Genomic DNA, 20841 nt, shown 5'->3' with positions numbered 1-20841 from the left:
CACGAGGGAATCACCTCGACAGGCGCTACCCTGTTCCTTAGCATGCAAGGGTGTCAATCTCTGACATGGACGTATAATGACTTTCGCCAAGGCCAACGATCTTCTGCGCCTCGCCCAGCTCGCCGCCTCGCGGCGTTTGGGAATCAGTCTTGAGGAAATCTCTCAGGAATTCGGCATTTCGCACCGCACAGCGCAGCGCATGACAAGTGCGATGGAGGATAATTTCGCGAATGTCGTTGTCGTAGAAGATGACGATCGCCGCCGGCGCTGGCGCATCCAAAGTCCCATCCCCGAGCGACTGCAACCGCGCCAGGAAAACACCATCGAGGCTTTGGAAATCGCCGCCCGCGCGGCCCGCGATGAGAACCGGCTCCGCCATGCCCGCGCCCTGGAAGATCTCAGAGACAGCCTGATCACGCGCCTCTCGCCGCGAGATGCGCTGCGCTCCGAAGCCGATGCGGAGGCGGTGCTATCGGCTTTGGGCCAAGTGGCGCGGCCAGGTCCAAAGGTCGCGATGAAGCCGGAGGTCACCGATGTTCTGATCGAGGCGCTGCGCGGACCGTTCAAGATGCGCATTGTCTATGGCGAGACCGACGCGGAAACCCGAACGGTCGAGCCGCATGGGCTCCTACTGGGATTGCGCAGCTATCTCGTGGCGCGCCAGGCTGACCGAGGTGAAAATCTCCGCCATTTTCGTCTCGATCGCATTCACAGCGCCGAATGTYTCGATGAGAGTTTTCCCATCCAGTCCGGGTTTTCCTTGAACGATCATGCGGCGCAGGCCTTCGGCGCTTATCAGGACCCCGCCCAATATGGTGAGATCGTCTGGCGGTTTCTTCCCGAGGCAGCGTCGCGCGCGGCGGAGTTCCAATTCCACCCCAACCAGTCGGCCGACTATCAGGATGATGGCAGTTTGATCGTGCGATTTCAGGCGGCGGGTTGGCTGGAAATGGCATGGCATCTCTATCAATGGGGCGACAAGGTAGAGGTTTTGGAGCCACCTGGATTGCGGGCGCTGGTCGAAGGCCATGCGCGTTCCGACTTCCCGGCTCTGCCCTAGGGGCTCAACTGTACCGTCCTCAGTGATGACGGTTTTCAATTGAATTCGGCGAAGAAGCTGCCGCCGCCCCGTGGGAAGGCTTACGGAAGATCACCTTCAGGGTTGATTGATCTCTGATATCCCCGCCTGACGCAGAAAATCAGCGGCCCCTAGGTTCATGTCGATCTCCATTCCGGATCTGAGCCAATGATAGACGAAAGGCAGGAGCAGCGGATTGCTGGTTCTGCGCTGGAATATGCTGTTCTGAAATTCGCGTGACCGTCTTTCGCACTCGCTGTCGTCGCAACCTCCCGCGAGCGCCAGTTCCCATAATGCTTCCGCCTCCGCGCGGGCCAATTTCTGAGCATCGGCAGCGTCACGCTGCCGGAAAGCATCGCGCACCGCCCAGGACAGTACTGGGGTTGCTGGAACCAAGACTGTAACAACGAAATCGGTGAAGGGCAGATTGAGGGCTAGCCCAGCGACTACCAGTGCAAGCACAATTGCCACCGCCCCAGCGACCAACAAGAAACTGTAGTTTTCGCGCAACCTTGCGTCATACCACAGATTTGTTCGCTGGCAGATTATCCGCGCCAAATGCAATGGCGCCCGTCCAACAGCGGCCGGATACCAATCGATGAGCTTTGCATCGCCCTTGGGCCATCGCCGATCAGCCTCGGCGATAATCTCCGGCTCAAGCGGCTTGCCGGCGGCGAACTTGCTCCATGGCAGTTTTAGAAGGTCGCAGTCGAACCGCTCGCAGATCAGAGCCGCAGTCTTCAAGCGGCGCTTCAAGGCTCTGTCGAGAAATCCGATGTCGATAAGCGTGAGGCTGACCGATACCGCGGCGGCGATCGGGCGTATCGCTGGCATGAATAGCGCGACAATCGCCATCACAACCGGGACAACGACAGTCAATGTGACCTGCATCAACTGCAGATGGGTGGCACGCCGATAGATTTCTGACCGGGCGCGCAGCAGACGCAAGAAATGCGGTGCGTTCTGACGCTCAGCTATGTCGTTCATAGTCATTCAATCACCACATGGAACGGCTGACTTTGCCCGACAAGGACATCGTCAGCCATCCTGATGATGAAGGCCTCTGCGAGATGCACGCCACGATAATGAAGCTCCTCCCACCGCCGTCCATTTTGCTGGGGCGTATAGAAGTCGCCGCGCCCCTGCCGCAGTGACAGCGCCGCAGCGCCGGTGTTGGTGATGCGCCACTGTACCCGAAACCCGGCGGGCAACAGCTGTCCTCCGCCGATCCTTGCTTCGAACCACAGGCCTCCCCGACGAGGCAGCACCTCTCCTGGCGTCACCACCCGAATTGGCGTGGAATTGCGGGATTGATGCCAGGTCGCCGTGACATGGACGTCGCGCGACACGTGCGCCGCCTTGAGCCAGCTGGGCTCGAGCATATGCGGGGGCCGGTAAAAGAAGTCCGGGAGGATTGACACGCCATAATCACGAACGACCTCTACCAAGCTGTCGAGATGAGCAGCTGTACTGGTCAGCAAAGCTCGCACTCGCGACACGCCCTCCACATTGGTCTTGGAAGCTTCTACCACTTCTCCCTTGGCAAAGGCTTCCCCGAAAACACGGCGCCACGCGGTGATACTGGAAGCGCGATCTTCCGCGACATAGGCCTCGTCAATCCATCCACGATATTTGTGAATGAAGGACCTGAAGTTCAGGTACTGGGTATCGGTCCAGCTAGCGGCAAAATCCTCGCTCGAAAGCTTCGGGTTCTCCACGCGCGGCTTGGTCGGCCTATCCTGCAGCCAATCATCAAGCCGTCCGATGACCGTCCGCAAGGTGGTAGGTACATCAGAAAATGCGTCGGAATCCTTATCATACCAGTGAATCTGCATGCCCAGCAGAGTTGTGAGCAAAACCGAAGGGCAGGTGAACGTGGTCTTGATGTCCCGGAGATACTTCATCAACCGCGTCACTTTGCGGAAGCTGTTTGATCCCGACAGCGTGTTGCGCTCACGAAGCCATGCCGTAAATTCGACCGGTTCGCTCGCATCGAAGCGGTCGGCCGCACGATTGCAGACTTCCATGCTTCCGTCATATTTCCGCGATCGAACCAGCGGGGCGATATCCACCTTGCGTTCGCCGGGATAGGTGACGGTGACACAATAATCCCAGGTTTTGGCCTTAGAGCCATAAACGGAGCTGTCAGCGAATGCCTTTCCCAGCTTCGCAACATAGTCCTTCGCGCTCCAGCCATCGACAGGGTCCACCACAACCAGCACGTCGGCATCGAATTCGCCGCCATCAACCGGCTTAATAATCGTGTCATGCGCCCACGAGCCCTGCTCTTCAAATCCACGGACACGGGGAGACCATTCGCATTGACGGATGAAATTCCTGATCGCTTCGACATTGGATTCAAGCAGGTCGATGCGGGTCTGATTGAGGTTGACCGTGTCTTTGAGAAACGACGTGAATTGAGAAACCAGCTTCATGATATCGCCTCAGGCCGCCAGAGCGATGGTCGTGCGCTGCGCACGATTGAAAGCGAAACCTGCCGGCGCGCTGGCACGCGTCCGGAAAAACGCGACCGTATCGGCGTGGAGTTCAACACGGTCAAGAGGGCTCAGTAGCCAGCTCTCACCATAGATTTCCAGCCAAACATCCGAGTTTCGTGTCGGCAATCCACTGAGCGCGAGAATGTCCTCAGTGGACACAGACGGTTGATTGGTTGCCCGCAAGCAGCCGTCGATGTCGATGATGTGGCAGCCGATCGCGGTACTATTTTCGCATTTCATCCTGTCGTCTCCGATTCGGTTGTACAACACTACAATCGGCGATGAGGGTGACAAAAATGGACACCCAGACTTGCGGTGCTTTATCCTCAATTCGCGGCACCACCAAGCTAACGGCGCGGGATCTGCTTGATTGACGACCGCTTGCTCTCGGGCGAAGCCGAGACAGCAACTTGAAGCGATCTCGATGACACTGTAGAGCTAGGCACCGCAGTAGTTGCAAGACAATGCGGCCAGGGACGGGTAGGACGATCCTATGACGTCCTTCCTGCTCCAGCGGCGACCTGAGATCGCGATCGATTTCGGAACCGCGAACATCCGCGTTCTGCGTCGCGGCGACGGTCTCGTTTTCGACGAGCCATCGCTTTGCTGTGTCGCGGGCAAGCATAACACGACCAGCCTGTTTGCCGCCGGCCGCGAGGCCTATGCGATGATCGACCGCACGCCAGCGGCCCTGCGCATTGCGCGGCCGCTATGTCGCGGGGTGCTACAGGACATCGATGCCGCGAAACGGGTGTTGCGCTATGCCCTGTCGAAGGCCAGGGGCCGGCGCCGCTGGCGCACGCCCGCCGCCATCATTGGCGTGCCCGCCGATGCGACCCAGGCGGAGCGCGGAGCCATGCTCACCGCCGCCGCCGACGCCGGGCTCGGCCCGATCACGCTTTTGACCGAGCCGCTCGCCGCGGCCATCGGGGCCGGGCTTGCCGTCGATGAGCCCGCCGGATCGATGATCGTGGAATGCGGCGCGGGAACGACCGAGGTTGCAGTCTTCTCGCTTGGCGGGATTTGCGGCACCGGATCGGTGCGGATCGGCGGCGACACGCTCAATCGCGCGCTCGCCGACCAGGTCCATCTCCAGCACAAATTCCTCATCGGCGATCGCTCGGCGGAACAGCTCAAGCTCGACTATGTCGCGCATAAGGGGTCACGCAGCGCGCAAGACGATGCGATACCCGTCAGCGGACGCTGCCTGCGCACCGGCCTGCCCAAGACGATTGCGATCAACATGGCCGATCTCGACCGGGTCGTCGAAAAACATGTGGCCCAGATCGTAAAGGTCGTGCGCGACGTGCTCGGGCAGACCGCGCCAGACCTCAGTCAGGACATCCACGACAAGGGCATCCTGTTGACCGGCGGCAGCGCGTTGGTGCCCTTGATGCGCACCATGATCGCAGACGCAACGGGTCTAGAGGTCATGACGGCCGATGAGCCCGCGCAATGCGTCGCCAAGGGCCTCGAGCGACTGCTCGAAGCTTGATGGGACGAAGCCTGAGGCCGATCTAGTCATAGCCGAGCGGTGCACCCAAGGGGAAAGCGCGGACTGCCGCGCTCAAAGGGACGGCATCAGCACATCCACCCTGCCGAAAGATACGAGGCTTGTGTAACACCCGAAGCTTTAGGCCGCTTGCTCAAAGGCCTCCCCGCCTGGCGCCCGGAGCAGGTAGCCGCGGCCCCACACCGTTTCGATATAGTTTTCGCTGCCGCATGCGAGGGTCAGTTTCTTTCGTAGCTTGCAGATGAAAACATCGATGATCTTGAGCTCCGGTTCGTCAACGCCGCCATAAAGATGGTTCAGGAACATTTCCTTGGTGAGCGTTGAGCCTTGGCGCAGGGCCAGCAGCTCGAGCATCGCATATTCCTTGCCTGTCAGATGTATGCGGGCCCCGTCGACTTCGGCGACCTTCCCATCGAGGTTCACGGCAATCTTGCCGATACGTATGACGGACTCGGCATGACCCTTCGACCGGCGGACGACAGCGTTGATCCGCGCGACCAGCTCGATCTTATGGAAGGGTTTGGTCAGATACTCGTCCGCGCCCATGGCGAAGGCACGGACCTTGGAATCCAGTTCCGCAATCCCCGAGAGGATCAGCACCGGAGTGTCGACTCGGCCCATCCGCAGCTTCTTGAGGACGTCGAAACCGTGCATGTCCGGCAGGTTGAGGTCGAGACAGATGAGATCGTAATCATAGGATTTGCCGAGATCGAGGCCCTCCTCGCCCAAGTCGGTCGAATAGACATTGACCCCTCGGCACTCAGCATCAGCTCGAGGGCACTCGCGACCGTAGTGTCGTCTTCGATCAACAAAACCCGCATGCAATGTCCCTACGTTGATAGCCTGGTTAAAGCGCTGTGACATAGCTTGGTTAACAAGCCTCGCTCCGCCCTTCTTCGTAAGCGCCAAAACCTCCCCACATTTTCGTAGCTGCTGATCTGTCTATGTTTTGCCCCTCATCCGAGGGGTATCGTAGTGGCTGATGATGTAAGAACATTCGAAACAGGTTTCGAAAGGCAGGAGGGCCAGCGGCCCTCGCGTATGGATGTCATTCCAGCGGGACCTTCGCGTCGCCGCTGGTCGGCCGAGGCCAAGGCCCGGATCATAGCGTCGAGTTTTGAGCCCGGCGCCATCATCGCAGAAATCGCACGGACGCATGGGTTACTGCCGCAGCAGCTTTATGCGTGGCGGCATGACAGCATTCCGGGCAAGCGTCTGGCCAGCAAGAAGCTGGGCTTTGTCCCGGCGGTGATTGACGATGCGGGCGGCTCCGGCTCGGCTGATGGTGGAGGCGATGAGATCGTGATCCGCACGGCAAGGCTGGCGATCCACGTGCCGCCAGGGGCGAGCGAGGATCATATCGCCCGTGTGCTTGCCGCGGGGAGCCGGTCGGGATGATCATCCCGCCAGGGCCGCTCAAGGTGATGGTGGCGACAAAGCCGGTCGACTTCAGGAAAGGTGCCGTCAGCCTGGCGGCGCTGGTCGAGCATGAACTCGGACTCAAGCCTTTTTCGGGGGTGGTCTTCATCTTCCGCTCGAAGCGGGCGAACAGGATCAAGCTGCTGGTCTGGGACGGCACCGGCCTGGTACTTGTGAGCAAGGTCTTGCAGACCGGAGGCTTTCATTGGCCCCGGGCGCATGATGGCGTGATGCGACTGTCAGCATCGCAGGCGTCGGCCTTGTTCGAAGGGCTGCAATGGTCGAAAATGCACACGCCGCGCGCTCAGGCTCCGGTGACGACGCGATAGGTCGCACGCCTGATTCCCCTGATCGAAATGCCATTGCGGACTGCCCGGAAACTGCCAGAAATAGGGCATGTCCGCCACGGCAGCCGACCTTCCTGACGATGTCGCCATTCTCAAGGCGATGGTCCTGGCCGGCCTCGAGCGTGAAGCTCGGATGCAGCATATCATCGACCAGATCACCCGGACGACATTCGGAAAACGGTCGGAGAAGCTGAACGAAGATCAGTTGGCGCTGAGCCTCGACGATCTCGATGTTGCCCGCGCTGAACTGGAGGCTTTGGCCGAGCAGGCAGCGGCTGCCGCAGGACAAAAGAAGGAACGGGCGCGAAGGGAGCCCGGGACAGCGCGGGCGTCGCTGCCGGCACATCTGGCCCGTGTCGAGGAAGTGATCCTCCCTGACGAGACGGAATGCCCCTGCTGCGGAGGCGTGCTGCACTGCATCGACAGCGACATATCAAGCCGGCTCGATGTCATCCCTGTCCAGTATCGCGTCATCGTGACGTCCCGTCCGAAAATGGCGTGCCGGGCATGCAGCGATGGCGTGTTCCAGGCGCCTGCGCCCAAGCATGTAGTGCCAGGCGGCCTGCCCACCGAGGCGCTGATCGCCGATGTTCTCGTCAAGAAATATGCCGATCACACTCCCTTCTACCGGCAGGCACAGGCACTGCGGCGCCAGGGTATCGAGATCGACAGGGGGACAATGTGTAACTGGGCAGGCAGAGCCGCCGCCTGGCTCGGCCGCCTGACCAGCCGGATGAGGGCCGACCTCCTGTCGGGCGCGAGGCTGTTCGTGGATGAGACCACCGCGAAGGTCCTGGCTCCCGGCACTGGCAAGGTGAAGACAGGATATCTCTGGGCGATCGCTCGTGATGATGGGGCGCATGGCGGCACCGATCCACCGGCTGTCGCCTACACCTACATGCCAGGTCGCGGGAAAGTCTGGGCGGAAAAGCTGCTCGGGAACTTCACCGGCATCGTCCAGTGCGATGGCTATGGCGCGTACAAGCACATCGAGGCGCCGGACCGAAGGGCCGGTCCCGGAACGCTCGCCTTCTGCTGGGCACATGTCAGGAGGGGCTACTTCGACGATGCCAAGGGCGGCAACGCACCGGTCGCCGATGAGGCGCTGCGGCGGATCGCCGGGCTCTACAAGATCGAGGCTCGTATCCGAGGCTCCAGCCCCGAACACAGACTGGCGGTGCGCCAGGCTGAAGCCGCTCCGATCATCGCGGACATGCTGCCATGGCTCAAGGAAATGCTGCCCAAACTACCCCGCGGCTCCCATACAGCCGAGGCCATCGGTTACACCCTCAACCACTGGAAAGGCCTCGTCCGTTTCCTTGAGGATGGACGGATCGAGCTGGATAACAACACCGTCGAGCGCTCAATCAGGCCAATTACCCTCCAGCGGAAAAATGCCCTGTTCACAGGCCATGACCTGGGGGCTGAAAACTGGGCAACCTTCGCCAGCCTCATCGAAACATGCAAACTGGGCGGTATCAACCCGCAGGCCTACCTCGCCGATGTCCTCGCACGCATCGTCCTGTGCGGCGACACAGATCCCATCGATGATCTGCTCCCCTACAACTGGGTAGATAGTCGCGCCACCGCCAGCCCCGTCATCGATCAGGCCGCCTGAGCGCTCCCCTGTGGGGGTGTTTTAGCGCTCTGATGTCCGCTGTCAACGTTTCGGGCGTGCGCCAGCGACCGGTCCAGCCGGAGCCATTTGGATAATCGCACACAGGTGGAGGCAGGACCTGAAGGACGTCGGTGATCAAGCTCTGATGCGCGGGTTGGATACCGCATTACCGATTAAGCGTCTGGGGCTGTCCCTGTCTTACTACGGGCGTCGGCCAATAGCCGGCCACAAAGCGTCTGTCGGGCGTTCCCCTGCCGTGATCCTGCCCCCGCCTGTGCGCGAGTGGGATGGGTCGATCAGACTGGCTGCACGACGCGTCCGACCGACCACATGAAGCCGGCAAGCTCGCGTGCGATCGCGGTGCAAACGACCGTCGTTCGCTTGCCGGTTGCCGCCAGCCGCCGATATCGGGCGGTAAGGCGAGATTGTGCTTTCCAGGCGATCTCACGCACGACGGGCGAGACCCGCTCATGGATGTAGAGCTTCTTCACGCCAATGCGCGGTGGATGGCGGTAGGTCCATGCGCTTTCGACGAGCATGTGCCGCACACGGCTGTTGCCAGCCTTGGTGATGCCGCCACGCCGCACGGATGCGCCCGTTGATCGTTCGCTAGGCACGAGGCCCAGATAGCTCATGAGCTGCCTGGGATTCTCGAAGCGCGTCACGTCGCCGACCTCCGCAGCGAAGGTGACGGCGACGATCAGATCGACACCACGAAGGGCCTGTAGGCTGCGTACGAGGGGTTCGAGAGACCAGCCTGGCAGGAACTCTTCGATCGCCGCTTCGATGCGTTTGATCCGCTCGCTCGCCAGCCGCAGTGCATCGACCATCTCCTGAAGGGCGATCTGGTGAGCCGGATGGTCGAACCGCTGTTCCTGCAGCCATCGCAGATATCGCATCGACCACGTCTTCTTCCGTGGGAAGATCCTGCCATGCTTGAGCATGAACGACGTGATGTGCTGGCGGTGGACGCGCTGCGTCTCGACAGCTGCCGAGCGGCCGCGAACCAGATCGCGCATAGCTTCATGGCTTTCGTCCGGCACCCATACCGCAGTAAGCTCGCCCGCGCGCAACAGCCGAGCCAGTCCGATCGCATCCCGGCGGTTGGTCTTCACCTGATCGCCTGGACGTCGTGGAATGAGCGAGGGTGCGACGACCGTGCACTCGAAGCCCATCGACTTGATCAGACGATGAAGTCCGTATCCCGTCGGCCCTGCCTCATAGCAAAAGGTGACACTTTCGTGCTTTGCGGCAAGCCATTTCACCAAGCGACGCATGCTCGCCTCGTCGGCGTCGAACTCGCCCAGATACCTCACTTCGCCCATGCGTCCGCCGTCGGCGACGGCTACAGCGTTGCGCAGCTTTGCAACGTCAATGCCTACAAATGCCTCTCTCTGCTCGACCATGACACCTTCTCCGCGATAGCGAAGGCTCGGCACCTGCGCCGCCCTCGCCACCACAGTGTAAGCGTAGGGTCGCCCTCAGTCGCTCAGCGGACATACGGTCTTACCCTTCTTCTGAGGCGGGCATGCTGGCGATCAACTCACTTGTCGAAGCGAGAATGTGCCGCGCGGCACTAAGCGCGGCACATGTTGATTGAATTCAACCTCTCATTGATTATTTAAGATATCATGCTATATGGATATCCATCATATCCAGTGAGGCGATCATGGCCACCGCAACAGCGCCGGATTTTTCGGACGTCCGTATCAAGCCCCTTACCGGCTCCGCGCGCGACGTGCGAGCGCGCCTGAAGGACAATGACGGACCCATCATCGCTTTTCAGTTGGAACATGCTGGCGAAGCTGCGGCCTCTGCCTTCGCCGAGGCGGTTCGCCTGATCGCGCCGATGATCCTGCGCAACCTTGCGGAGCGTGAGACCGCAACCCTCGAAAAGCTGGTCGACGCGCTCGTCCCCGCCGTTTCGCCGCCCGAACATCTGCTCACCCAAGCTCGGATGAACGCCGAAGCCCGTAAGGCTGTGCTGGAAAGCGCGGAATGGGTCAATGCCGCCAAGCTGTCTGAAATCGCCGGGTTCAGTGGGCAAAATTCGAGCGCCCAGCCAAACAAATGGAAGCGCGAGAGGCGGATCTTTGCGCTGCGCCACGATGGCAATGATCTCTATCCGGCCTATGCCCTCGATCCCGACGCGCAATATCGGCCGGTAAAGGGTCTCGCTCCCATACTCCAGGTCTTCGGGGATGAGCTCGATGCCTGGGACATCGCGATCTGGTTCGCGTCCGCCAACAGCTTCCTGGGCGGCGCTCTGCCACAGGATCTCCTCATCAGCGATCCCGACCGCGTACTCGCGGCCGCGCAAGACGAGGTCGCAGGCGTGCGTCATGGCTAAAGGACCCAAACCCCGCGACGCGGGTGCCGATCCAGCCAAGCCGCGAACGCGCAAGACGGCGCCTGTCGCTCCGGCTCCCGCCCCTGCCGGAGCGATCCCTTCTCGCACGATCGCCTCGCCGCCCGACAATCTCGATGCGCTCGTCAAACGCACGAGCTGGCCAGCAAGCCAGACCATCCATCGCATCCACCCCGATGAGTACGCGCCGGATGCATTCAATCCCGGGCCGGGCGGCAATGCCCGCTTCAGCCCGATCCGCGATGCCGCGGGTAACGCGATCCCTACCATCTATGGCGGCACCACGCTCGAATGCGCTGCCATGGAAACGGTATTCCACGATGTGCCGCACGCGCCCGGCCTGAAGAGCGTCGCCAAGAGGAAACTCAGAAAGCACCACTATTCCCGGTTGCAGCCAGCAGCCGACCTGACACTGGAAGACCTGGGTAGTACCGCGCTGCGCAAGCTTGGAATCCCGCGCGTCGACCTCATCGACAGCGACAAGGACATCTATCCGCAGACCCGCGCCTGGGCAGAGGCCATCCACGCTCAATGTACGGACGTTCAGGGGCTGGGATGGGTATCGCGCCAGGATGATAGCGCGCGCGCCCTTATTCTCTTCGAGGACCGTCTGCCCGCCGCGCCGTTCAGCCATATCGAAGCGCCGGTCGACATCGTCGCGGATGCCGACACCTTCGCAGCGCTCATCGACCTCGCTGACACAATCGGCGTCAAGATCACCGGCAAGTAACGTCGGCAACTGGCACGACAACCCTGGCAGCCAGGCGCACTCCTCCTGCGGACGGGAGCTACTTGGACCTCCTGGACGTCATTTTCTTGCGCATGATCCATAAGCGCCGGGAGCGCCGCCAGGCCTAGGGCGTTCCACGACCGACAAGGACATGCCAGGCAGGACATGAAAGCAGTTGACAGTATCATCGAACGCGCCACGGCCCCGAGCCGGCGCCGGAAATTCATCCGGTCGCTCGAGGAGACCGCCGCACGGGCAGTGGTCACAGCAACCGTCACTTTCGCGGTGGGCTGGGTGCTCAAGAAGATGTTCGAAAAGTCGGTGGCCGAAGCCGCTGAAGAAGGCGCGAAGGCCGGCGCCGCAGAGGCTGACGCGAGCGCGCAAGACGCCGCCCCTCCGGGCGGTTCCGCCTAAGGGGGGAAGCGCGCCGGCCTTTTTCCATCAAATGCCTAGCCTGCCGCTGCCAAACAGAGCCGCCGAGCGAGTGGATCAGGAGAGCCTTGGACCAAGCCGCTCGATGATCATCGCGATCCCCTGCCCGCCGCCGATGCACATAGTCACGAGGGCGTAGCGGCCGCCGGTGCGGGTCAGCTCGTAGAGCGCCTTTACCGTCAACATGGCCCCGGTCGCGCCCACCGGATGGCCAAGACCGATCCCGCTTCCGTTGGGATTGACTTTCTCCGGATCGAAACCCAGCAATTTGCTCAAGGCGCAGGCTTGGGCGGCGAAGGCTTCATTCGCCTCGATGACATCCATGTCGGCCAGAGTTAGCCCGGCACGGGCTAGCGCGATCGGTACGGCTTCGACCGGGCCCAGACCCATGACTTCCGGCGCGACGCCCGCATGCCCCCAGGCGACGACCCTCCCCATGGGCTGCAAACCGCGTGCCTGCGCCGTCCGCTCCGAAGCGAGGATCACCGCCGCGCCGCCGTCGTTGATGCCGCTCGCATTTCCGGCCGTAACGGTACCGCTGTCCGGTTTGAAAATCGGCTTGAGCGATGCCAGACTTTCGGAGGACACGTCCTGACGGACATGCTCGTCGACTTCGAACGACCTGACTTTCCCCGCTCCCTAACTTCGACCGCCACGATCTGCGACTTGAAACGACCTTCCGCGATCGCCCGGGCCGCTCGGGCATGGCTTTGGGCGGCTAGCGCATCCTGCGCCTCGCGGCTGATCGCGTGGCGCTCGGCGACATTCTCGGCGGTGACCCCCATATGCCCGGCGCCGAACGGATCGGTCAGAACCGCGCTCAGTGCGTCGACCATCACCACGTCGCCCAAGCGCCGCCCCCAGCGCATTGCCTTGGTGACATAAGGCGACTGGCTCATGCTCTCCGCGCCCCCGGCCACAGCAATCTCGCATTCTCCAAGGGCGATCATCTGCGCTGCGGAAATGATCGCCTGCACGCTCGAGCCGCACAGCCGGTTCAAGGTGAGCGCGGGCGTCCGGTCGGGGATGCCGGACGCGATCGCCGCGATGCGAGCCAGATAGGCGTCGCGCGGCTCGCTCTGGATTACCTGGCCCATGACGACATGGCCGACGTCCTCGGCCGCGATGCCCGCGCGAGCGATCGCCTCGGAAATGACGATACGGCCAAGCTGCCAGGGCGCGACGTCCTTCAGGCTACCACCAAAGTCGCCGATCGCGGTTCGCGTACCGGCCAGAATCACAACGTCTTCCACGATCGCTCCTTTCAGCGAGCCGCTGACATGCATGCAGCGATATGATGCCGCAGACATCACTTCTGATTTATGAATGCGGACAAATGAAGATTTATACCCATGGAATCATCTTGCGGAGACGTGGTCGCGGCGACGGGGATGCCGAGGGTTAAAGGCTCCCGCCGTCGACGCCGGTCTAAAATGTGTCCGGTCACGTCTCCTCGGAGCCAGGATCGGTGTTGCGGTCGCTTCGGAGCGCTAATGGATGCAGTTTGCGACTTGCTCGGCCAGGATACCAAGCTTGTGCAAGGGCCCGTCCCCTATACGACGGCCTTCATATTGTTCCGCGGTCCATCGAAAGGCATCGAACACGCTGCCAAAGGGTCCGGCGGACATCGCCGCGCAGCGGCCAAAGCCGGCCTCCAGAAACCAGCAACCTTGGTGGTCACTGTGACAATCCGACTCCAGGCGAACGAACAGGGCAATCAGGCGATCGTCCCGAAAGACCTGCAGACCCTGAACATCCTCGCAGCCCGTGTCGACGCACACGGGGGAAAAGCTGTAAGGCATCTGTCTACTCCAGAAGCGAACCCTTACAGATTTGCGCCACTCTCGTCGTTAACTTCGATTTTGTGACCACGCGATTTGTCGCCGATGCTCCACGACACGCCGAATTGTATCGCAGTGAGTCCTGTTCTTTTTCACAGGCGTTCCACAGTCTTCCCCGCTCTTTCCGCCGACTTTCCCACTGCGCGCGAACCAGGCGCGTCACTGGTGTGCCTTTGGCGATAATCCCCATCTTGCTCGCGCCTAAGGGCGGGCGGCGACTGGCCAACTAGGGCCGGCGCTTGCCCAGGCGATAGTAGCGCTGGCGGAGGCGGCTCCCACGCCGGGTCACCCTGCCCTGCCCGGCAGGTCCTGCTCGCTGCATGGTCTCGAGCGCGCGGCGTAGGCCATGGATCTGGTCGAGCAGGTGGAGAACGATCTCGATGCCTTCGTCGTTAATCCCGAAATCGCCTTCCAGCTGATGAATGAGCCGTGCTCTGGCGGCATCCATTTCCGAGAGCTGCAACGTGCCGGAGTGCTCGGCGACCAGCCATTCGCGCTCGATCCAGGTCGTCAGAACCTTCCGTGCGATACCCGTGCGCTGCACGAAGTCGTCCAGGTCGATCATCGGCTTGTCTCCCGCGGATTGTGTGCCCTGCCCGCCTCCCAGCTTTTCACGAAGGCTTCGAGCTCCGGATCGGTCGGCTTGGGCAGTACGATCTTGAGCCTGACCAGTTCGTCGCCGCGGCCGCCGCCTGCACGCGGGGCCCCCTGCCCCTTCAGCCGCAATGTGCTGCCGCTGTTCGAACCGGCCGGCACCGTCATCGACACCTGGCCCGTCGGTGTCGCGACCTGGATCTTGCCGCCGAGCACCGCTTCGCTCAGCGAGATCGGAACCTCGAGAACGAGATCGTCGCCTTCTTGCGCAAATCGCGGATCGGGCAGAACCTCGAGCATGATGTAGGCGTCACCGGGGCCGCCGCTGCCAAAGCCCATCCCGCCCTTGCCCTTGAGGCGCAATGTCTGGCCATCGGCGACCCCGGCGGGAATCTTGACGTCGAGCGTACCACCACCCGGCAGGGTCAATCGCTGTTCGCCGCCCGTGATCGCCTGCGCCAAGGTCAGACCCAGGCGGAACTGGAGATCCTCGCCGCGCCGATTGGGCTGCCCTCTCCCGCGTTGCCGGAACAAGTCGGCGAACAGGTCCTCGTCGAAATCCGCAAAGCCGCCGCTATTGGCATATCGGCCGTAATCATTGCTGGCATAGTCCCGGTAATAGCCCTGCGGCGGTCGCTCGGCGCCGGTCTCGTCGATCTCGCCGGCGTCGAAGCGACGCCGCTTTTCGGGATCACGAAGGAGATCATAGGCTCCCGCGACGGCCTTGAACTTGTCTTCAGCCGTCCGGTCGCCAGGATTGAGATCGGGATGGAGGGTCTTGGCGCGCTTTCGGTAGGCCTTCTGAATTTCATCCGCCGAGGCTGTCGGCGATACCCCCAAGACCTCATAAGGACTGCTCAACGTCGTGCCCTCGCTCCTGTATCATTGGCCCAGCGCGGCATAGCCGCGCTCATCCAATTTTGTTGCGGTCGGGACAAAAACAAGATTTCGGTTGGGGCTGGCAGCACGATTTTCTTCTGGCTCCGTGCCACCGTCGGGGCCGCCGGCAAATGATCGCTGACACTCAATCCAACCTCTAATCTGCATCAACCGAAGCGGCGAGCCGCCACCACGACAACCGCCAAAACCGTGAACGACAGGACGAGACTGCCAAGGACGTAGCCTATCGCCGCGGCCTGTTCGCCGCGTTCCCACAGGCTGTACGCGTCAAGGCTGAACGTCGACCAGGTGGTGAAGCCGCCGATGAGGCCGGCGGCGCTCGCTGCCCATGCCCCGGCTGGCGGGTTCTAACCCAACCGAGGCGCGCCGCCTCTGCGGCTCGCAACCAGGCCGGACGACGACGCCAAGCGGCCTTCAGGCCTGTCCAACTCACGGCGCGCCAGCGTCATGGCAACGACCACGCCCGCCGCGAACAGCGCGCCCTCAACGAACGCAGAGGCCGCCTCGGCCACCGGGCCAAGACCCTGCTCACCGAACAGGCCGCCGATCTGCGCGAGGCCGATCCGCGATCGCGGGAATGTCTGGACGAGTTGCTCGAAACTCCCGGCCATGAGGTGGCCGCCAAGAAGAACGACAACGCTCCCGGCAGCACCGCCGCAAAGCGCCGCGCGCGCCGCCACAGAGCGAAGGGAACGATCGGAACCGCCCATGCCGGACAAGGTAGCACCAAGGCCCACCCCGGCCCCCAGAAAAAAGCCCTCGAGCCCGCCCGTAATCCCTGTCGGTGACTGGCCGAACAAGAGATTGAACGCGTCGATCCCAAGCAACTTCACGACGCCGCCGACGATCATTCCGCCGACTGCGCCGCCAAGAGTAAGCCATGGGCGTTTTCCAGCGGCCTCGGCCCAAGCGATCCCCAGGCTGACACCCGCGCCGCCCACGAGCGCCACCGCCAGGGTGAGCCAGAGCAACACGAAGACGGAGGACGCGGCGCCGCCTCCGCCTGGGAGCGGCGGCGTCGCGGCGATAAAGCCGTATGCGAGCCCGCCGATCAATCCGGCGCCCCCAGCACCCAGCGTTCCGGCTCCCGCCATCATCGCTACTCGGCGGAGCGCCGAGAGCGCGGCCGACGGGTGAAGCGTGTGGGGGGCCGAGTCTTCGGCCGGGGCAGAGCCTTCGCGCCAGTTGACCTCGGCAATGAAGCGGTAGCCGTGCTTGGGCACCGTCTCGATGAAATGCGGACGGCTCGCATCGTCACCCAGGCGCTGGCGAAGGAGCCGGATGCACTGGGTCAGCGCCTCGTCGGTGACAGGCACATCTTTCCAGACTTCACTTAGAAAACGGTCCTTGCCGACGAGCGACCCGGCATTGCGCACGAGAAGCGCCAGTGCGTCGAGATAGCGCGCGTTGAGGTCGACCGGAACGCCGTCACGCAGCAGGCGCCGATCCTCGGGATCGAGGACGAACTGGCCGAAATGATATCCACGCGGCGGCACTTTTCAGCAAAACCTCATATGCTTCTCATGACGCTCATCGGTCTTTCCGGGACCCTGATGATCTCATCTCGAATGGAGGCGATATCATGGATGATCATCGGAACGATAGTTACGCAGCACCAGACAATGGCAGGCTCAAGCAGGCGCTCAACCCGTGGCGGATCTCGGCCTGGGGGCTCGCGTTGCTCCTCCTCGTGCTCCCCGCCATCGCGATGCACTACACCCCGCAGGTGCGCTGGGACGAAACCGACTTCCTCGTCATGGGCCTCATGCTCGGCGGAACGGGGCTCGCCGCCGAATGGCTGGTCCGGCGCTCGCCCAATCCATGGTACCGCGCGGCGAGTGTGGTATCGGTCCTCACCGTTTTCCTGACGATCTGGGCAAATCTCGCGGTCGGCATGATCGGGTCGGAAGACAATCCCTTCAACCTCCTCTTCGCTGGCGTGCCCATCATCGCCTTCATCGGCCCGGCGATGGCGCGCTTCAGACCGCTGGGCATGGCGATCTCCCATGGCGCGGCTGCCGCTGCCCAGGCAGGCATCGCGGCGATGGGCGCACAGATTGATGCGCGCGGCGGAACATTCAGCGCCCTGTTCGCCGGCCTCTGGCTTATCGCCGCGGTCCTCTATTGGCTGGCAGCCTCGAGGGCCGAGGGCGCGTCGAAATCGTCGCGGTAGCCCTTGATCCCAGGGCCGGCGCTTGCTCTTGGCGCCGCGGGCCTGCGGCGAACTGTCCGCCTCATCGCTACGCAAGTATCGGCGCGGCTGAAAGCCTGTTGACGCCCTGACCGATGATGCCCACCCCTTGGTGCAACGCTGCCCCGCCCCACATGCAAATTGGAGACGTGACATGAACCTTGCCGATCTGCTTCCCGAAGGAAGCCTCGACGCCTTGACCCAGCAACTTGGCATTTCACGCGAAGATGCCGAACGCGGGGCGCAGGCTCTTCTTCCCTCGCTCATCGGCAGTATCAACGGCAAGACGGCGGCCCCGGTTGAACCGGCGGGTCTAGCGGCCCAGGTCCAGGCGCTGGGCGGCTCGGGGCTCATCGATAATGTCGTCGGCTCCAGCCCCACTGACACCGGCCTTGGCAATCAACTGCTGGCGAGCCTGTTCGGCTCGAAGGACGTCAGCCGGGAGGTCGCCGGGAAAGCATCGCAAGCCGCTGGCCTCGATCCCGCGATCCTCAAGAAGATGCTCCCTATCCTCGCGATGCTTGTCGCGGGGCACCTCGCCAAGCGCTCCGGGGGGCAGCAGGGCGGACTGGAATCCATTCTCGGCAGCATTGCCGGTGCGCTCGCCGGTAGCGGCGGGTCCTCCGGGAGCGCCGCATCAGCCGGCGGACTCGGCGGCATATTGGGATCGATCCTGGGCGGCCGTTGACCGCCCTCCCTTTCAAACGACTTTGGGACAGGCCTGCTTATGGACGACCGCGCGCAGATCGAGCATGCCGAAGGCCGGCTTCGCGCGGCGTTGCTCGCCAGCGATGTGGCGACCCTCGATGCCCTGCTCAGCCCCGATCTGATTTTTACCAACCAGGTCGGCGTGCGGCTCGACAAGGGCGATGATCTCGGCGCTCACCAGTCCGGCCTGCTTCGCATCGAACAACTGAACCCCATCGAGCCACCCCTCATTCGCCTCCTGGGCGACAGCGCGGTGGTCTGCGTCACGGTCCAGTTGTCGGGATCCTACGACGCCCAACCTTTCAGCGGCACCTTCGCCTATACGCGCTGCTGGCACCGGCTGCCGGGCGATCAGTGGCGCATCGAGGCGGCCCATTGCTCGCCCGTCGTTCGGCCATGATCGTTCCGCAGGGTCGGCGCGGTCGTTGACCGGACGACCGCTTCCCTCGCGCTCCTAAGCTCGCAACGCCACGGTCTGGAACGCGCTCGCGGCTTGCGGACGCCCGAACAGCCAACCTTGCAAGCGGCCGCAACCCGCGATGCGCGCAAGCTGCGCCTGTCCCGGCGTCTCGATCCCTTCGGCACAGACTTCAAGATGATAGGCCTTCGCCAGGCCGACGATGGAGATCAGCACTTCTCGCATGTCAGGCTGCGATTCCAGCGGAGCAAGGAACGACCTATCGATCTTGAGCCGGTCGATCGTGAGTTGCTGTAGATAGGCGATGCTCGCGAACCCCGTGCCAAAGTCGTCGAGCGCCATGCGGATACCGAGTGAGCGCAGCCGGTCGATCACCGCCGCGGCGACCTGGGGACGGCGCAGCAGCAAGCTTTCGGTGATTTCCAGCTCAAGCCGCTCGGGAGGAAACCCGGTCCGTTCCAGGACCTGCTGAACCTCGTCGTAGAGATTGCCATCCCAGAATTGCGCTGGCGACAGGTTGACGGCCAGATCGAGCCCGGTCTCGCGCATTTCCCGGCAGGCATGGAGAAGCACCTGGCGGCCGATCGCGTTGATCAGCCCGCTGATCTCGGCGATGGGAATGAACACGTCCGGCGGGACATCGCCATGGACGGGATGAGACCAGCGCGCCAGCGCCTCGACGGCGACGACCTCGCCCGACTGGGCATCGACGATCGGCTGATAGCGGACGTAGATCTCTTCGTTCTCGACCGCGTGCTTGAGATCCTGCTCGAGCCGCTGGCGCCTTTCATGGCCTTCGTCGAGCGAGGGGTGGTAGACCCGCGCGCAGTTCCTGCCCGCATCCTTGGCGGCATACATGGCAACGTCCGCCTTGCGAATGAGCTCTTCCGCGCTATCGCAGGATGTGTCGCTCTCGAAATAGCCGATACTGGTCCCGATTGTGATGCTGTAGGCGCCAACCTTGAACGGCGTCGAGAACGCTTCGAGAATGGCCTCACATGTCGCGGCCGCCACGCCAGGCGATGGCGATCCCAGGAGAACGGCAAACTCGTCGCCGCCCGCGCGTGCGATAAAAGCTTCGCCCGCCGCGGCTTTCAAGCGACCAGCGGCTTCCTTGAGCAGAAGATCGCCGGCACTATGGCCGTAGACGTCATTGGCGTCCTTGAACCCGTCGAGATCGAGGAACAGCAGGGCCAGTCCTTGCCTTGCCGCGACAAGCTCGCCCAGTCGTTCCCCAAACGCGCGGCGATTGGGCAGTTCGGTCAAGGTATCGTGATCCGACAGATGCCGGGCAATAAGTTCGCTTGCGCGCAGCGCCTCGATCGACTGGCCGCCCCGACGAAGAATAAGACCGGCCGCCACAAAGGCGACGAAGGCCACCGCCAGGATCGCCGGCACCAGATGCTGCCTCAGCGATGCACCCGGATGATGCGACCGCCATTCCAGCCAGGCGATCCGTTCGCCCGACCGGCCCTTGATGGCGATGGCGTCCATTCCGGCTGTCCGGTTCCCCAGCGTCAGCCGCACATCATGTACATTGAGTTCGCGCGTGAGGTCCGCCAAAAACGCCTCGTCGACGTGACGGGCGATGACCAGAAGGCGGGTCGGCCCTCGGGGCGCCGCGATCTTACCCGTCAAGGGCACCACGGCGGCCGTGGCATAGACCATGACCTGGTTGCCTGAGTGCGTGAAGCCGCTGACGATCGGACTGCCCTCGGACGGCAAGCGCCGGACTTCGGCGATCGAGCGAACGAAGTTGGCGCCAAGACGCAAGTGAGCGGTGTTCGCGGCGATCTTTCGGTCTTTGAAGCTGTAAAGGGTCCGATCGTCCGCACCGAGCACGAAGATGTCGGAATATCCCTGGGTGCGGCCCAGATAGGCCACGACATTGTCGTCCATCCAGGCCGCATCGAAGCTCGAACCGATGTGACGCACGGCATCGTCCCATTTCGCGTAATCCTGCAGATCGTGCTGTACCATCGCGGAAGCGGTGGCGAACACGCCCCCGAGCGCTTGCCGCTCCCGCTCGAGCTGCTGAGCATCCTGGGCACGAGTGCTCAGGAAAATGAGAAGGAAGATGAAACCGAAGCATACGCTGAGCAGCGACAGGAGCGGCCAAAGATACTGCCGTGGCACAGAAACGCGGAGAAGTCGGACAGCTACGGCCATGGACTCGCGATATCGCA

Annotated in this window: 21 protein-coding genes and 2 pseudogenes; 11 read left to right on the top strand and 12 right to left on the bottom strand. The window is 62.5% G+C overall.

Annotated features, from left to right (window positions below):
• Positions 1-76 precede the first annotated feature (76 nt).
• Entirely contained in the window at positions 77-1060 is a 984-nt protein-coding gene (locus AB4Z00_RS18190) for a helix-turn-helix transcriptional regulator (protein ID WP_442046811.1), read from the top strand.
• A gap of 96 nt (positions 1061-1156) precedes the next feature.
• Here the strand turns inward: AB4Z00_RS18190 and AB4Z00_RS18185 are convergent, their stop codons facing one another.
• From AB4Z00_RS18185 to AB4Z00_RS18175, 3 genes are read right to left on the bottom strand one after another with little or no spacing between them, the layout of a single operon-like run.
• Positions 1157-2071, bottom strand: coding sequence for an S-4TM family putative pore-forming effector (locus AB4Z00_RS18185; RefSeq protein ID WP_442046810.1), 915 nt, complete (start codon positions 2069-2071; stop codon positions 1157-1159).
• Entirely contained in the window at positions 2068-3513 is a 1446-nt protein-coding gene (locus tag AB4Z00_RS18180; RefSeq protein ID WP_442046809.1) for an SMODS domain-containing nucleotidyltransferase, read from the bottom strand. Before AB4Z00_RS18180 ends, AB4Z00_RS18185 begins: the two co-directional genes overlap by 4 nt.
• 9 nt (positions 3514-3522) lie before the next feature.
• Positions 3523-3816: a hypothetical protein gene (locus tag AB4Z00_RS18175; protein WP_442046808.1), complete on the bottom strand. Its 294-nt coding sequence runs from the start codon at positions 3814-3816 to the stop codon at positions 3523-3525.
• A gap of 253 nt (positions 3817-4069) precedes the next feature.
• Between AB4Z00_RS18175 and AB4Z00_RS18170 the strand changes: the two genes are divergently transcribed.
• Positions 4070-5071, top strand: a complete 1002-nt coding sequence (locus AB4Z00_RS18170; RefSeq protein ID WP_442046807.1) for a rod shape-determining protein — start codon at positions 4070-4072, stop codon at positions 5069-5071.
• 138 nt (positions 5072-5209) lie between these two features.
• On the opposite strand, the pseudogene ctrA reads toward AB4Z00_RS18170, so the two are convergent.
• Positions 5210-5910: pseudogene (ctrA, locus tag AB4Z00_RS18165) on the bottom strand (response regulator transcription factor CtrA).
• A 154-nt stretch (positions 5911-6064) separates the two neighbouring features.
• Here ctrA and AB4Z00_RS18160 point away from each other — a divergent pair.
• From AB4Z00_RS18160 to tnpC, 3 genes are all read left to right on the top strand, one after another.
• Positions 6065-6487 (top strand): transposase, encoded by a 423-nt coding sequence (locus tag AB4Z00_RS18160; RefSeq protein ID WP_442046806.1) that lies wholly within the window; start codon positions 6065-6067, stop codon positions 6485-6487.
• Positions 6484-6837, top strand: coding sequence for an IS66 family insertion sequence element accessory protein TnpB (tnpB, locus tag AB4Z00_RS18155; RefSeq protein WP_442046805.1), 354 nt, complete (start codon positions 6484-6486; stop codon positions 6835-6837). Before AB4Z00_RS18160 ends, tnpB begins: the two co-directional genes overlap by 4 nt.
• Before the next feature lie 67 nt (positions 6838-6904).
• Positions 6905-8473, top strand: coding sequence for an IS66 family transposase (gene tnpC / locus AB4Z00_RS18150; protein WP_442046804.1), 1569 nt, complete (start codon positions 6905-6907; stop codon positions 8471-8473).
• 296 nt (positions 8474-8769) lie between these two features.
• Here the strand turns inward: tnpC and AB4Z00_RS18145 are convergent, their stop codons facing one another.
• Positions 8770-9879, bottom strand: coding sequence for an IS110 family transposase (locus tag AB4Z00_RS18145; protein WP_442046803.1), 1110 nt, complete (start codon positions 9877-9879; stop codon positions 8770-8772).
• Positions 9880-10211: 332 nt separating this feature from the next.
• On the opposite strand from AB4Z00_RS18145, the gene AB4Z00_RS18140 reads away from it, so the two are divergent.
• From AB4Z00_RS18140 to AB4Z00_RS18130, 3 genes are all read left to right on the top strand, one after another.
• On the top strand, positions 10212-10823 hold the full coding sequence (locus AB4Z00_RS18140) for a hypothetical protein (RefSeq protein ID WP_442046802.1): 612 nt from the start codon (positions 10212-10214) through the stop codon (positions 10821-10823).
• Positions 10816-11571 carry an RES family NAD+ phosphorylase gene (locus tag AB4Z00_RS18135; RefSeq protein ID WP_442046801.1) on the top strand — a complete coding sequence of 252 codons (756 nt, stop codon included), beginning with the start codon at positions 10816-10818 and terminating at the stop codon, positions 11569-11571. The genes AB4Z00_RS18140 and AB4Z00_RS18135 overlap by 8 nt, the downstream gene beginning before the upstream one ends.
• Before the next feature lie 165 nt (positions 11572-11736).
• Positions 11737-11985: a hypothetical protein gene (locus AB4Z00_RS18130; protein ID WP_442046800.1), complete on the top strand. Its 249-nt coding sequence runs from the start codon at positions 11737-11739 to the stop codon at positions 11983-11985.
• 75 nt (positions 11986-12060) lie between these two features.
• Here AB4Z00_RS18130 and bktB read toward each other — a convergent pair.
• The 6 genes and pseudogenes from bktB to AB4Z00_RS18100 all read right to left on the bottom strand — a co-directional run bounded on the left by bktB (position 12061) and on the right by AB4Z00_RS18100 (position 16834).
• Positions 12061-13256: pseudogene (gene bktB / locus AB4Z00_RS18125) on the bottom strand (beta-ketothiolase BktB).
• Between the two features lie 237 nt (positions 13257-13493).
• On the bottom strand, positions 13494-13805 hold the full coding sequence (locus tag AB4Z00_RS18120; protein WP_442046799.1) for a hypothetical protein: 312 nt from the start codon (positions 13803-13805) through the stop codon (positions 13494-13496).
• Positions 13806-14070: 265 nt separating this feature from the next.
• Positions 14071-14409 (bottom strand): chaperone modulator CbpM, encoded by a 339-nt coding sequence (locus AB4Z00_RS18115; protein ID WP_395395881.1) that lies wholly within the window; start codon positions 14407-14409, stop codon positions 14071-14073.
• Complete coding sequence (locus tag AB4Z00_RS18110; protein ID WP_442046798.1) at positions 14406-15278, bottom strand: DnaJ C-terminal domain-containing protein; 873 nt, start codon at positions 15276-15278, stop codon at positions 14406-14408. The genes AB4Z00_RS18115 and AB4Z00_RS18110 overlap by 4 nt, the downstream gene beginning before the upstream one ends.
• A gap of 206 nt (positions 15279-15484) precedes the next feature.
• Positions 15485-15643 (bottom strand): fluoride efflux transporter FluC, encoded by a 159-nt coding sequence (locus AB4Z00_RS18105; RefSeq protein ID WP_442046885.1) that lies wholly within the window; start codon positions 15641-15643, stop codon positions 15485-15487.
• Between the two features lie 42 nt (positions 15644-15685).
• Positions 15686-16834 (bottom strand): winged helix-turn-helix domain-containing protein, encoded by a 1149-nt coding sequence (locus AB4Z00_RS18100; protein WP_442046797.1) that lies wholly within the window; start codon positions 16832-16834, stop codon positions 15686-15688.
• A gap of 86 nt (positions 16835-16920) precedes the next feature.
• Here AB4Z00_RS18100 and AB4Z00_RS18095 point away from each other — a divergent pair, with 86 nt between their 5' ends.
• From AB4Z00_RS18095 to AB4Z00_RS18085, 3 genes are all read left to right on the top strand, one after another.
• Positions 16921-17511: a hypothetical protein gene (locus AB4Z00_RS18095; RefSeq protein ID WP_442046796.1), complete on the top strand. Its 591-nt coding sequence runs from the start codon at positions 16921-16923 to the stop codon at positions 17509-17511.
• A gap of 172 nt (positions 17512-17683) precedes the next feature.
• Positions 17684-18217 (top strand): DUF937 domain-containing protein, encoded by a 534-nt coding sequence (locus tag AB4Z00_RS18090; RefSeq protein WP_442046795.1) that lies wholly within the window; start codon positions 17684-17686, stop codon positions 18215-18217.
• 39 nt (positions 18218-18256) lie between these two features.
• A complete protein-coding gene (locus tag AB4Z00_RS18085) occupies positions 18257-18637 on the top strand; it encodes a nuclear transport factor 2 family protein (RefSeq protein ID WP_442046794.1) in 381 nt (126 codons plus the stop codon).
• Positions 18638-18691: 54 nt separating this feature from the next.
• On the opposite strand, the gene AB4Z00_RS18080 is transcribed toward AB4Z00_RS18085, so the two are convergent.
• Entirely contained in the window at positions 18692-20824 is a 2133-nt protein-coding gene (locus AB4Z00_RS18080) for a putative bifunctional diguanylate cyclase/phosphodiesterase (RefSeq protein ID WP_442046793.1), read from the bottom strand.
• Positions 20825-20841: the final 17 nt, after the last annotated feature.

This window comes from Novosphingobium sp. YAF33 (assembly GCF_052113265.1).
Taxonomy (GTDB): domain Bacteria; phylum Pseudomonadota; class Alphaproteobacteria; order Sphingomonadales; family Sphingomonadaceae; genus Novosphingobium.
The sequence above is the reverse complement of the archived record's forward strand: the minus strand, read 5'-3'. Positions and strand labels throughout refer to the sequence as shown.

Coding starts and splice junctions, on each gene's coding strand:
- AB4Z00_RS18185 (WP_442046810.1), bottom strand. CDS start 2,071: ATGACTATGAACGACATAGCTGAGCGTCAGAACGCACCGCATTTCTTG.
- AB4Z00_RS18180 (WP_442046809.1), bottom strand. CDS start 3,513: ATGAAGCTGGTTTCTCAATTCACGTCGTTTCTCAAAGACACGGTCAAC.
- AB4Z00_RS18175 (WP_442046808.1), bottom strand. CDS start 3,816: ATGAAATGCGAAAATAGTACCGCGATCGGCTGCCACATCATCGACATC.
- AB4Z00_RS18170 (WP_442046807.1), top strand. CDS start 4,070: ATGACGTCCTTCCTGCTCCAGCGGCGACCTGAGATCGCGATCGATTTC.
- tnpB (WP_442046805.1), top strand. CDS start 6,484: ATGATCATCCCGCCAGGGCCGCTCAAGGTGATGGTGGCGACAAAGCCG.
- tnpC (WP_442046804.1), top strand. CDS start 6,905: ATGTCCGCCACGGCAGCCGACCTTCCTGACGATGTCGCCATTCTCAAG.
- AB4Z00_RS18145 (WP_442046803.1), bottom strand. CDS start 9,879: ATGGTCGAGCAGAGAGAGGCATTTGTAGGCATTGACGTTGCAAAGCTG.
- AB4Z00_RS18135 (WP_442046801.1), top strand. CDS start 10,816: ATGGCTAAAGGACCCAAACCCCGCGACGCGGGTGCCGATCCAGCCAAG.
- AB4Z00_RS18130 (WP_442046800.1), top strand. CDS start 11,737: ATGAAAGCAGTTGACAGTATCATCGAACGCGCCACGGCCCCGAGCCGG.
- AB4Z00_RS18120 (WP_442046799.1), bottom strand. CDS start 13,805: ATGCCTTACAGCTTTTCCCCCGTGTGCGTCGACACGGGCTGCGAGGAT.
- AB4Z00_RS18115 (WP_395395881.1), bottom strand. CDS start 14,409: ATGATCGACCTGGACGACTTCGTGCAGCGCACGGGTATCGCACGGAAG.
- AB4Z00_RS18095 (WP_442046796.1), top strand. CDS start 16,921: ATGGATGATCATCGGAACGATAGTTACGCAGCACCAGACAATGGCAGG.
- AB4Z00_RS18090 (WP_442046795.1), top strand. CDS start 17,684: ATGAACCTTGCCGATCTGCTTCCCGAAGGAAGCCTCGACGCCTTGACC.
- AB4Z00_RS18085 (WP_442046794.1), top strand. CDS start 18,257: ATGGACGACCGCGCGCAGATCGAGCATGCCGAAGGCCGGCTTCGCGCG.
- AB4Z00_RS18080 (WP_442046793.1), bottom strand. CDS start 20,824: ATGGCCGTAGCTGTCCGACTTCTCCGCGTTTCTGTGCCACGGCAGTAT.